We start from the raw sequence: 12260 nt of genomic DNA on the forward strand, positions 1-12260 counted from the left end.
CATCACCTGAATACCAGCACACCTAAAGCAGTTGGCCGAGAAACTCCTGCACGGCATGTCCGGAGCGGAAATTGCCGATGCGCTTGATCTCCCAGTGCAGACGGATGCCCGAATGTTCGAGCACACGCGCGCGCACCGTCTCGCCGAGATATTCAAGGTCGTAGCCGGTCGCCGTGCCGGTGTTGATCATGAAGTTGCAGTGCATGGGCGACATCTGCGCACCGCCGATCATCAGGCCGCGGCAGCCCGCTCTGTCGATCTCCTTCCAGGCCGACGTGCCTTCCGGATTCTTGAACGTGGAGCCGCCTGTCTTTTCGCGGATCGGCTGCACGGTCTCGCGGTGATTCTGCACCGCATCCATCGCCGCCTTGATCACCGCCTTGTCCTCGGCAAAGCCTTCGAACACGGCCGAGGTGAAGATCAGCCCGGTCGGTGCCGCCGAATGGCGATAGGCATAGCCCATGTCGGCTTTGCTCAACGTCTGGACATTGCCCTTGCGGTCGAGCGCACGCACCTCGACGACGCGCTCGCGTGTCTCGACGCCATTGGCGCCGGCGTTCATCCTGAGCGCCCCGCCAACGGCGCCTGGAATGCCGTGGTAGAAGTGGAAACCGCCAATGCCGGCCTCGAGCGCCACCGCCGCCACGCGCTTGTCAGGCATCGCCGCGCCGGCCTTGATCCTGATCGGCGAAACAAGCTCGGCCTCGCCAAAGCCCTTGGCCGAAAGCCTGACCACGAAGCCCGGAATGCCGCCGTCGCGGACCAGAAGATTCGAGCCGACGCCGACGATGGTCAGCGGAATTTCCTCTGGAACCGCCTTGAGGAACGCGGCAAGGTCTTCCTCGTCCGCCGGCTGGAACAGTGCTTCGGCCAGGCCACCGGCGCGGAACCAGGTGATCTTGTCCATCTCGGCATTCGGCGTGATACGGCCGCGCAGGCCGGCAAGCCGGTTGCCAAGTCTGTCGATCAGGGCCTGGCCGTGCATCATGAAGCGGCAAGCTCCTTGGGCAGCGCATAGGCCCATTGGGTGATGTTGCCGGCGCCGAGGAAGACGACGAAGTCGCCTGGCTTGGCGAGACCGCGAATAACAGGCGCGATCGCCGCCGGCCCCTCGATGTAGCGGGCATCGCGATGGCCACCGGCGCGGATGCGCGACACCAGCGCGTCCGAGGTCACGCCTTCGATCGGCTCTTCCCCGGCCGCATAGACCGGGGCGACCATCACCGTATCGGCGTCGTTGAAGCAGGCCGAGAACTCGTTGAACAGATCGTGCAGCCGGGTGAAGCGATGCGGCTGGGCAATGGCGATGACGCGGCCCTTGGTGGCGCTGCGCGCCGCCTTCAGCACCGCCGATATCTCGACAGGATGGTGACCATAGTCGTCGTATACATCGACGCCGTTCCACGAGCCGGTATGGGTGAAGCGGCGCTTGACGCCGGCGAAGGACGACAGGCCCTTCTTGATCGCCTCGGCAGACAGGCCGAGTTCGTGCGCGACGGCGATCGCGGCGGTCGCGTTGGAGACGTTGTGATGCCCGGGCATCGGCAGGCGCAGGTCCGATATCGTCGTCTGGCTGCCGGTCTTGCGATCGCGGATCACGACGTCGAACTCGGAAGTCGCACCTGCCATGCGATGGTTGGTGAAGCGCACATCGGCCTGCGCGTTCTCGCCATAGGTGATGACGCGGCGGTCCTCGATGCGGCCGACCAGCGCCTGCACTTCCGGGTGATCGGTGCACATCACGCCAAAACCGTAGAACGGCACGTTCTCGACGAACTGGCGGAACGCCTCGCGCACATTGTCGAAGCTGCCATAATGGTCGAGATGCTCGGGATCGATGTTGGTGACGACAGCGATGTCGGCCGGCAGCTTGAGGAAGGTGCCGTCGCTCTCGTCGGCTTCGACCACCATCCATTCGCCATCGCCCATGCGGGCATTGGTGCCATAGGCGTTGATGATGCCGCCATTGATGACGGTCGGGTCAAGCCCGCCGGCTTCGAGCAGCGTCGCCACCATCGAGGTCGTCGTCGTCTTGCCGTGCGTGCCGCCGATCGCCACCGCCTGGCGGAAGCGCATCAGTTCGGCCAGCATCTCGGCGCGGCGCACGATCGGCAGCAGCTTTTCACGCGCCGCCTTCAGCTCCGGATTGGATTTCTTGATCGCCGTCGAGACGACGATGACCTCGGCATCGCCGAGGTTTTCGGCCTTGTGGCCGACGAAGCATTCGATGCCCTTGTCGCGCAGCCGCTGCACATTGGCGCTGTCGGCCTGGTCGGACCCTTGCACCTTGTAGCCGAGATTGTGCAGCACCTCGGCAATGCCGCTCATGCCGATGCCGCCAATGCCGATGAAATGCACAAGGCCGATGGTCTGCGGCATCTTCATGGGTGCGTGCCCTTCCTGAAATCCGAAACGGTTTTTTGGGACGCAATAGCCTCTGTGAGATCGGCGAGCAACCGTGCCGCGTCAGGCCTGCCCGCCGATTTCGCGCCCGCCGCCATGGCCGCCAGCCGTTCGGGGGCCTCCATCAGGCCGCCGAGGAGGGATGCGATGCGCTCCGGCGACAGCGATGATTGCGGAAGCACTTCGCCGCCGCCGGCAGCAGCGAGAGCCGCTGCGTTCGCCGCCTGGTCGTGGTCGAGCGCATAGGGATAGGGCACCAGCAGCGCCGGCCGTCCGATGACGGCGATCTCCGAGACGGTCGAGGCGCCGGACCGCGAGAGCACCAGATGCGCCGACGCCATGCGCGCCGCCATGTCGGTGAAGAAGGGCGAGACTTCGACGGCGACGCCAAGGGCGGCATAGGCCGCCTTGACCCGCGCCACGTCATCCGCGCGGGCCTGCTGCGTGATCACCAGGCGCTTGCGCTGCGCATCGGAAAGCAGCGCGACGGCGCCTGGCACGACATCGGAAAAGAACTGCGCACCCTGGCTGCCGCCGAACACCAGCAGGCGGAACGGCTGTTCGCCGGTCGATGGCAGGTAAGGCGTCTTGGCCGCTTCCAGCACCGCCGGCCGGACCGGATTGCCTGTCGTCACCGTCTTGGCGCCGGCAGCACTCGTATCCTGCGGCAGGAAGCCGCCGGCAATGGCATCGACACGGCCGGCCAGCGCCCGGTTGGCGCGCCCCATCACCGCGTTCTGCTCATGGATCAGAGTGGGCACCTTGCGCCGCGTCGCTGCATAGAGCGGCGGCAGCGTCGGGTAGCCGCCAAAGCCGACGACGGCATCCGGCTTGATCCTGGCGATGATGGCGGAAGCCTGCCGCACGCCGCGCCAGATTTTCCAGAAGGCGCCAGCCACGGCAAAGGGGTTCTTCGAGCCCATCGTGGCCGACTGGATCGGATGGACGGCAGCGGCCGGGAAACGGGCGGCAAACCGCTCGGCGCGGTCGTCGGTCGCCAGATGCACCGTCCAGCCGCGCTCGATCAGCTCATGCGCCAGTGCTTCGGCCGGGAACAGATGTCCGCCGGTTCCGCCCGCAGCGAGAAGGATGACGCCTCTCGCCATGTCACTCCGCCGGCATGGCGCGCTGCGGCATGGCAAAGCCCATCTGCTTGCGCTTTTCGGGCCGCTTGCGCGTCAGCGCCAGCACCATGCCCATCGAGATGGCGATAGCGATCTGCGAGGAGCCGCCATAGGAGATGAAAGGCAGCGTCATGCCTTTGGCCGGCACCAGCTGCAGGTTGACGCACATGTTGATGACGGCCTGAAGGCCGAACACGGTGACGAGACCGCCGACCGCATAGCGGGTGAAATCGTCATGTTCCTTGAGCGCCGTGTTGAGGCCGCGCAGCACGATGAAGGCGAAGATCGACATGATGAAGAAGCACATGATCAGCCCGAATTCCTCGCCCGCGACCGAAAAGACGAAGTCGGCATGGCTGTCGGGAATGACGCGCTTGACAGTGCCCTCGCCCGGCCCGACGCCGAACCAGCCGCCATTGATCAGCGCATCGCGTCCCATGTCGACCTGGAACGTGTCGCCCTCACCGGTGAGGAACTTGTCGATGCGCAGGGCAACGTGCGGAAACACCGTATAGGCGGCAAAGACGCCGCCGACGCCGGCAGCACCCAGCACGATGATCCACAACCAGGGCAGCCCCGCCATGAAGAACATGATGCCCCACGTGCCGGTGGTCAGCATGGTCTGGCCGAGGTCCGGCTGCGCCACCAGCAGCGACACGACCAGCACCAGGAGCAGCATTGCGAACAGATTGCCGGGAATATCGGGCTGGCGCTTGTGCTCGGCGAACAGCCAGGCGCACATGATGACGAAGGCCGGCTTGAGGAATTCCGACGGCTGGATCGACAGGCCGGCGAGTGACACCCAACGGCGCGCGCCCTTCACCTCGACGCCGATGTAGAGCACCGCCACCATCAGCACCAGCATCAGGCACAGCATGATCAGCGCCATGCGCCGGATCTGTCTGGAATCGAGGAAGGACACGGCCAGCATCACGCCGAGCGCCGGCACGGTGAAGATGATTTGCCTTGTGGCGAAGTGGAAGCTGTCGAGGCCGATGCGTTCGGCCACCGCCGGGCTGGCGGCGAAGGACAGCACGATGCCGAGCCCCATCAGCGACAGGAACGCCGCCAGGAACCAGCGATCGATCGTCCACCACCAGGTTGCCACAGGACTTTTATCGAGACGGCTCTGCATTATCGTGCCCCTCCGATGGGTTTGACGCCATCTATAGCGCTCGCAGCTTGCCTGAAGGCTTCGCCGCGAACTTCGAAATTCTTGAACTGGTCGAAACTGGCGCAGGCCGGCGACAACAGCACCACCACCTCGCCGCTGTCGTCCTTGGCCGCATCATGGGCGGCGTGCTCGACCGCGGCGGCCAGCGTGCCCGATATCTCGTAGGGCACCGCCTCGCCCAGCGTCGCCGAAAAGGCCGGTGCCGCCTCGCCGATCAGATAGGCCTTGGCGACGCGCGGGAAGAAACCGCGCAACGGTTCGATGCCGCCTTCCTTGGGCAGGCCGCCGGCGATCCAGTAGATGCGGTTGAAGCTCGACAGCGCCGGTGCCGCCGCGTCGGCATTGGTCGCCTTGGAATCGTTTATATAAAGCACGTGGTCCTTGCGGCCGACCTGCTCCATGCGATGCGCGAGACCGGGGAAGCTTTCCAGGCCGGACTGGATTTCGCCGAGGTCGAGCCCGACCCTCAGGCAAGCGGCGACCGCGGCAAGCGCGTTTTGCGCGTTGTGCTGGCCGCGCAACGAGCCGATGCCTTCGAGGAAGGCGACCCGGCTGTAGCGGCCGTGCACGGCTTCCATCAGATTGGTGCCGTCGGCGAAAAAGCCGTCGGTCAGCGGCAGCCGCTTGGAAATGCGGATGACCTGCCGCCCTGCCCGCTCCAGCCGCTCGGCGATCTGCGCGCACCAGGAATCGTCGATGCCGATGATCGCCGTCTCGCTGCCCGCCACCAGCCGCTCCTTGATCGAGGCGTAGTGCTGCATGGTGCCGTGACGGTCGAGATGGTCCGGCGTCAGATTGAGCAGGATGCCGGCCGTCGGGTTGATCGAAGGCGCAAGGTCGATCTGGTAGGACGAGCACTCGACGACATAGTGGCGATCGGGCTTCGGCGGATCGAGCGTCATCACCGCGCGGCCGATATTGCCGCCCATCTGGGTGTCGCGGCCGGAGGACTTCAGGATATGCGCCGTGAGCGCCGTCGTCGTCGACTTGCCGTTGGTGCCGGTGATGGCGATGAAAGGTGCTTCCGGCGCGCTGAGCGTCCGTTCGCGGCAGAAAAGTTCGATGTCGCCGATGATCTCGACACCGGCGCCGCGTGCCAATTCCACCGTCCAGTGCGGCTTGGGATGCGTCAGCGGCACGCCCGGCGACATCACAAAGGCCGAGAACTTCGCCCAGTCGGCGCCACGCAGGTCGGCGGTTGCGATGCCGGTGGCGGCCGCCTTGGCGACGCTCTCGGGATTGTCGTCCCAGGCCAGCACCTGCGCACCGCCCTCAATCAGCGCGCGCGCCGTCGCGATCCCCGAGCCACCGAGCCCGAAGAGCGAAACGTGCTTGCCTGCGAAGGATGCGGCGGGGATCAAGGAGGTTCCTATCTGAGCTTGAGGGTGGAGAGGCCGACCAGCGCCAGGATGACGGCGATGATCCAGAAGCGGATCACCACCTGGCTCTCGGTCCAGCCGAGCTTTTCGAAATGGTGGTGGATCGGCGCCATCAGGAACACGCGCTTGCCGGTCATCTTGAAGTAGCCGACCTGGATGATGACCGACAGGATTTCCACGACAAACAGGCCGCCGACGATGACCAGCACGATCTCGTGCTTGGTGGCGACCGCGACCGTGCCGATCAGCCCGCCCATGGCCAGCGATCCGGTGTCGCCCATGAAAATCGCTGCCGGCGGCGCGTTGAACCAGAGGAAGCCGAGACCGGCGCCGATGACGGCGCCCAGCACAACCGCCAGTTCGCCGGTGCCGGGCACGAAATGGATCTGCAGATATTCGGCGAATACCGCATTGCCGGAGAGATAGGCGATGACGCCGAAGGAGGCCGCCGCGATCATGATCGGCACGATCGCCAGCCCGTCGAGGCCGTCGGTCAGGTTCACCGCATTGCCTGCGCCGACGATGACGAAGCAGGAGAACGGAATGAAGAACCAGCCGAGATTGACGATGAATTCCTTGGCGAAGGGGAATGTCAGCGACGACGAGAACGGCGCCTGGCCATTATGCATGATCACCCATGCGGCGATGCCGGCGATGATGAATTCAAGGCCCAGCCGCGCCTTGCCGGAAAAGCCCAGATGCGACTGCTTGGTCACCTTCAGACAGTCGTCATAGAAGCCGATCGAGCCGAAGCCCAGCGTCACCAGAAGCACCACCCAGACATAGATGCTCGACAAATTGGCCCACAGAAGCGACGAGCCGATGATGCCGGACAGGATCATCAGCCCGCCCATGGTCGGCGTGCCGGCCTTCTTGAAATGCGTTTGCGGGCCATCGGCGCGGATCGGCTGGCCCTTGCCCTGCCGCAGCCTGAGCGAATTGATGATGGTCGGCCCAAAGATGAAGACGATCAGCGCCGATGTGATCAGCGCCCCGCCGGTGCGGAACGTGATATAGCGGAAGACATTGAAGACCGAGATCTTGTCCGCGAAATCGACCAGCAGTGTAAACATGCGCTTTCGTCCCCGACTTGACCTAGGTCAGTTTTCTGGTTGTCGTTTCAGCCGGGTATTTGCCCAGCAGCGCATCGACCAGTTTTGCAAAACCGATGCCCTTCGACGATTTGATCATCACCACGTCGCCCGGCCTCAGCGCGGCAAGCAGCACCGGCTTCAGTTCCTCGACGCCGGCGCGGTATTCCGTCTTGATGTCGTCCGGCAAGGCTTCCGCCAGTGCCCGCATTTCCGGGCCGCCGAGAAAGACGGTGTGCGTCCCGCTGCCGACGATGAGACCGGCCAGGGCCGCATGCAGCTTGGCCGAATGTTCGCCAAGCTCCAGCATGTCCCCTAACACGGCGATGCGGCGGCCCTCGCCCGTCACCGGCGTCGCGTTGAGCAGCGCCATGGCGGCACTCATCGAAGCCGGATTGGCGTTGTAGCTCTCGTCGATCAGCGTGATCGGGCCGCCGCTCGAAGTCGAGCCACCGGAGTGGCTCGAAGTCGAGCCACCGGGATGCCGCAGCACATGGCGTTTTCCGCGGCCGCGCTCGGCCGAGAGATCGGCCAGCGCGAGCGCCACCTTGTCGAGATCGGCGCCGACCAGATGCGCCGCGCCCAGCACCGCCAGCACGTTTTGCACCATGTGCCGGCCAGGCGCGCCGATGCGTGCGATCATATCATGACCGCCGATCCTGGCGGCAATGTCGGAATGGTCGGCATGGAGTTCGCACTTGACCAGTTTGAAGGTCGAGCGCGCATTCTCGCCGAAGCCGTAGACATGCTCGATGCCGGCGGCATGCGCCATCTTGTCCAGCAGCTTGAAGCGCGCGTCGTCGCGGTTGAGGATGGCCGCGCCATCGGGCTCCAGTCCCTCGAAAATCTCGGCCTTGGCCTTGGCGATCTCGTCGAGGTTGCGGAAAAAGCCCAGATGCGCTGCCGCGATCATGGTGACGATGGCTACATGCGGCCGCACCATTTTGACCAGCGGCCGGATTTCGTCGGGATGGTTCATGCCGATCTCGAACACGGCATAATCGCAATCCACGGGCATGCGCGCCAGCGTCAGCGGCACGCCCCAATGGTTGTTGAACGACTGCGCCGAGGCGTGCACCTTGCCGACCGCCGACAACACGTGGCGGAGCGCTTCCTTGGTGGTGGTCTTGCCGGCCGAGCCGGTCACCGCGATGATCTTGGCCTGCGAGCGGGCGCGGGCCGCGACACCGAGCTTTTCCAGTGCGGCCAGAACGTCCTCGACGACGACGATCGGCGCCGTCAGCCGGCCGAGCGACGGCAGCTTGCTTTCCGCCACCACCAGCACGCCGGCGCCGGCCTTGATGGCAGCGGTGGCGAAGTCATGGCCGTCCATCGCCTCGCCCTTGATGGCGAAGAAGGCATCGCCGGGCTGCAGGCTGCGGCTGTCGATGGAAATGCCCGATATGCCTTCCGGCATCGGCCCGAGCGGCCGCCCATCCATGGCGGCAACCAGCGCCTCGGAGGTCCACAGCAAACTCATGCGGCACGCTCCCGCAGCGCGGCGCGGACTTCCTCATGATCAGAGAAATGCAGCGTCTCGGAGCCGATCGTCTGGCCTTCCTCGTGGCCCTTGCCGGCCACGATCAGCGTGTCGCCGGCGTGAAGCATGGCGACAGCCTCGTGGATCGCCTTGCGCCGGTCGCCGAATTCGATGGCGCCGGGTGCCGCGGCCATAATAGCGGCGCGAATGGTTTCGGGCACTTCGGAACGCGGATTGTCGTCGGTGACGATGACGACGTCGGCAAGCCGGGTCGCGATCTCGCCCATGATCGGCCTTTTTCCCCGATCGCGATCACCGCCACAGCCGAACACGACGATGACGCGGCCCGTCGTGAACGGCCTCACCGACGCCAGCACGTTTTCCAGTGCGTCAGGCTTGTGGGCATAATCGACATAGACCGGCGCGCCATTGGCGGTGGTGCCGACGAGATCCAGCCGCCCCGGCGCACCCCTGAGTTTCTCCAACGCCATCAAGGCTTTGGCGATGGGTGTTCCCGTGGAAATGGCAAGCCCCGCCGAGACCAGCGCGTTGGATATCTGGAAATCGCCGGCCAGCGGCAGGTCGACTTCATAAAGCACTCCGTCGGCCTCGACCTCGGCGCGCTGGCGATGGCGCTCGTGCTCGACGCGCTTCAGCCTGAGGAAATCGCCATGACGGCCAACCGTCAACACCTCAAGCCCAGCGGCCCGAGCCGCCTGGACCGTCGGCGCCGACCACGGATCGTCGGCGAAAATGACCGCCGGCGCGCCTTTCGGCAGCAGCGCGTCGAACAGGCGCAATTTGGCGCGATGATAATTCTCGACCGTTGGATGGTAGTCCATGTGGTCGCGGCCAAGATTGGTGAAGCCGCCGGCGGCGAGCTTGACGCCATCGAGGCGGCGCTGGTCGAGCCCGTGACTGGAGGCCTCCATCGAGGCATGGGTGACACCGGCATCGGCCAATTCCCTGAGCAATTGGTGCAAGGCGACCGGATCGGGCGTCGTCAGCGAACCATATTCGTTGCGGCCCGGCGCCACCACGCCGGTGGTGCCAATGGAGGCCGCGGCATATCCCGCCTGCTCCCAGATCTGCCTGGTGAAGGCGGCGACCGAGGTCTTGCCGCTGGTGCCGGTCACCGCGACCATGGTCCGCGGCTGCCTGCCGAAATAGCTGGACGCACTGAGTGCCAGCGCCAGGCGCGGATCATCGACCGTCAGCACGGGAACCGGCAAACCGGTAAGGGCGCTCCCTTTGCCCGCAACGATCGCGGCGGCGCCACGCTTGGCCGCGTCGGCGGCATAGGTCGCGCCGTCGGCCTTGGTTCCGGCAAGCGCGAAGAAGACGACGCCGGGTTTTACCTGGCGGGAATCCGACGAGATACCGGTAACCTCCAGATCGGCGGAAGCTGTTCCTTCGACTGGCAGGATACCGGCTAGATCTTTGAGCTTCATCGAGTCCCGTTCACCGCAACAAAATAGCGCGCAGTTGCCGGCGCGCCCCAAGAATCACTGATAGGAAACCAGCGTTGCACCATTTTCATGGCTGAAATCTGGCTTCACGCCAAGCATGGCCGCGGAACGCCTGATTATATTGCCGGCCATGACCCCCGCATTCGAGGCCGCGACGTCTGTCATGCCAGGCTTTTCGGGGTGCGGGGCGTCGGCGATCGTGAACACGAGATATTGCGGATCGTCCATCGGGAAGGCAGCGACAAAGGTGTTGAAATTCAATTCCTTCGAGTAACGGCCGTTGATGACCTTCTCGGCCGTTCCGGTCTTGCCGCCGACGCGGTAGCCGGGGACTCTGGCGTTTCTGGCCGAGCCCTTTTCAGCATTGAGCGTATAGAGGTAGCGCATGCCTTCGACCGTTTTTTCGCTGACCACTTTTTTGGCCGCCGCCATCGCTTCCGCCTGTGTGCGGATCAGGAAGGTGGGGTTCATCAGGTAGCCGCCATTCATCAGCGCCGCGCAGCCGACAGCCGCTTGCAGCGGCGTCGTCGACACGCCATGGCCGAAGGCGATGGTGAATGAATTGACCTGTTTCCAGACCTTCGGTTCAGTCGGGCGGGCGACTTCCGGCAGTTCGGTTTGCATCCTTTCCAAAATGCCAAGGCGATGCAGGAATTCGCGATGCCCCTCGATGCCGACCAGCTCGGCCTCCCTGGCCGACCCGATGTTGGACGAATAGAGGAACACCTCCGGCAACGACAGCACACGGTTCTTGCCGTGGAAATCGTGAATGGCCTGATGGCCGACCCGGATCGGATGCGAAGCGTCGAAGCGGCTCGCCATCGTCGCCTTGCCGGAATCGAGCGCCATGGCCGAGGTGAAGCTCTTGAAGGTCGAGCCCATCTCATAGAGCCCGGCCGACATCCGGTTCAGCCGATCCTTTTCCTGTGCATTGTAAGGATTGTTCGGGTCAAAATCGGGCACCGAGGCCATGGCCACCACTTCGCCGGTCTTGACGTTGAGCACAACGGCTCCAGCGCCAATGGCGCGATAGCGCTCCAGGCCGGCGGCGATCTCGTCGCGCACCACATGCTGGACGCGCAGATCGATCGAAAGCTTCACCGGCTGGAGATCCTTGGCCACCGCCAGGCCCGACGCCTGCAGGTCGCTCAGGCCCTGCTCGTCGATATATTTCTCCATGCCGGAGATGCCCTGGTTGTCGATGTTGGTCAGGCCGACAACGTAGGATGAGGTTTCGCCGCTCGGATAGAAACGCCGCTTCTCCGTACGAAAGCCGAAACCGGGAATGCCGAGTTGCATGATGTCGGCCTGCTGCTTCGGCGTCAGCTGCCGCTGCAGCCAGACGAAGCCGGCGCCGCTCTTGAGCTTATGGTAGGTCTGCTCGTAATCGATCTCGGGCAGCACGGTCGACAGTTTCTCGATCGCCTCGTCGGCATCGACGATGCGGCGCGGCTCTGCGAACAGCGACGCTGTCTTGATGTCGGTCGCCAGCACTTCGCCATTGCGGTCGACAATGTCGGGCCGCGAAGCGGTCACGCGGCTCTGCGGGCCGCCCGACAGGTCAGGCGTCTGGAAGCCGAGATAGACCAGCCGCCCCGAAATGGTCGAGAAGATGCCGAAGAACACCGCCATCGTCATCACGATGCGCGCCTTACCCTTGCCGCCTGTCGCCTTGCGGGCGCCCTCGACGACGATGGATCCGTCTTCACCGGTTCCGGCGCGGCGCTTCAGCAGTTTGCCGATCATTGGGCGATGCCTCCGGTCACGACGGGATCCTTGCCGTCCGAGGGTGCTTTGTCGGAATTGTCGGCCATGCCGCCCTGGCGTCCGTTCAGGATGTCCTGAATGTCCAGAGCCTTGGCCGGCAGATCGCTCAAGCCCACGATCTGGCGCCCGCTGACCGGCTCGAGTGCGAGCTGCGACTTATAGAGTTCGGCGAGCTTCTGCAGCCGCGACGGCTGGGTGAGCAGGCTCCAGTCGGCCTTCAGCAGGTCGATCGTCTCCTCCTCGTAACGTATCTGGGTATGGATCTTCTGCACCGCCGCCAACTGGTCCTCGGCCTCGCGCTTGGTCTTGTAGGTCAGGGCCGCCGCCGAAACCATGACGGCGATCAGGACAATGTCGCTAGTACGGAACACGT

General features: G+C 64.6%; 10 protein-coding genes. All 10 read right to left on the bottom strand.

Features of this window, described 5'->3' with window-relative positions; all coding sequences use genetic code 11:
- Positions 1 to 22: 22 nt before the first annotated feature.
- From murB to ftsL, 10 genes are read right to left on the bottom strand one after another with little or no spacing between them, the layout of a single operon-like run.
- Entirely contained in the window at positions 23 to 988 is a 966-nt protein-coding gene (gene murB / locus JT360_RS02010; protein WP_214469815.1) for a UDP-N-acetylmuramate dehydrogenase, read from the bottom strand.
- Entirely contained in the window at positions 985 to 2385 is a 1401-nt protein-coding gene (murC, locus tag JT360_RS02015; protein WP_214469816.1) for a UDP-N-acetylmuramate--L-alanine ligase, read from the bottom strand. The genes murB and murC overlap by 4 nt, the downstream gene beginning before the upstream one ends.
- Positions 2382 to 3509 carry an undecaprenyldiphospho-muramoylpentapeptide beta-N-acetylglucosaminyltransferase gene (gene murG, locus JT360_RS02020; protein ID WP_214469817.1) on the bottom strand — a complete coding sequence of 376 codons (1128 nt, stop codon included), beginning with the start codon at positions 3507 to 3509 and terminating at the stop codon, positions 2382 to 2384. Before murG ends, murC begins: the two co-directional genes overlap by 4 nt.
- Position 3510: 1 nt before the next feature.
- Entirely contained in the window at positions 3511 to 4662 is a 1152-nt protein-coding gene (gene ftsW, locus JT360_RS02025) for a putative lipid II flippase FtsW (protein WP_214469818.1), read from the bottom strand.
- The gene (murD, locus tag JT360_RS02030) at positions 4662 to 6062 is read right to left on the bottom strand and encodes a UDP-N-acetylmuramoyl-L-alanine--D-glutamate ligase (RefSeq protein WP_214469819.1); all 1401 of its coding nucleotides are present in this window, start codon (positions 6060 to 6062) and stop codon (positions 4662 to 4664) included. Before murD ends, ftsW begins: the two co-directional genes overlap by 1 nt.
- Positions 6063 to 6070: 8 nt before the next feature.
- Positions 6071 to 7153: a phospho-N-acetylmuramoyl-pentapeptide-transferase gene (gene mraY, locus JT360_RS02035; RefSeq protein ID WP_214469820.1), complete on the bottom strand. Its 1083-nt coding sequence runs from the start codon at positions 7151 to 7153 to the stop codon at positions 6071 to 6073.
- 22 nt (positions 7154 to 7175) lie between these two features.
- Complete coding sequence (locus tag JT360_RS02040; RefSeq protein WP_214469821.1) at positions 7176 to 8651, bottom strand: UDP-N-acetylmuramoylalanyl-D-glutamyl-2,6-diaminopimelate--D-alanyl-D-alanine ligase; 1476 nt, start codon at positions 8649 to 8651, stop codon at positions 7176 to 7178.
- The gene (locus JT360_RS02045) at positions 8648 to 10102 is read right to left on the bottom strand and encodes a UDP-N-acetylmuramoyl-L-alanyl-D-glutamate--2,6-diaminopimelate ligase (RefSeq protein WP_214469822.1); all 1455 of its coding nucleotides are present in this window, start codon (positions 10100 to 10102) and stop codon (positions 8648 to 8650) included. Before JT360_RS02045 ends, JT360_RS02040 begins: the two co-directional genes overlap by 4 nt.
- A gap of 54 nt (positions 10103 to 10156) precedes the next feature.
- On the bottom strand, positions 10157 to 11866 hold the full coding sequence (locus tag JT360_RS02050) for a peptidoglycan D,D-transpeptidase FtsI family protein (protein ID WP_214469823.1): 1710 nt from the start codon (positions 11864 to 11866) through the stop codon (positions 10157 to 10159).
- On the bottom strand, positions 11863 to 12258 hold the full coding sequence (ftsL, locus tag JT360_RS02055; protein ID WP_214469824.1) for a cell division protein FtsL: 396 nt from the start codon (positions 12256 to 12258) through the stop codon (positions 11863 to 11865). Before ftsL ends, JT360_RS02050 begins: the two co-directional genes overlap by 4 nt.
- Between the last annotated feature and the right edge of the window lie 2 nt (positions 12259 to 12260).

Source organism: Mesorhizobium sp. dw_380 (assembly GCF_018588885.1).
Taxonomy (GTDB): Bacteria; Pseudomonadota; Alphaproteobacteria; order Rhizobiales; family Rhizobiaceae; genus Mesorhizobium.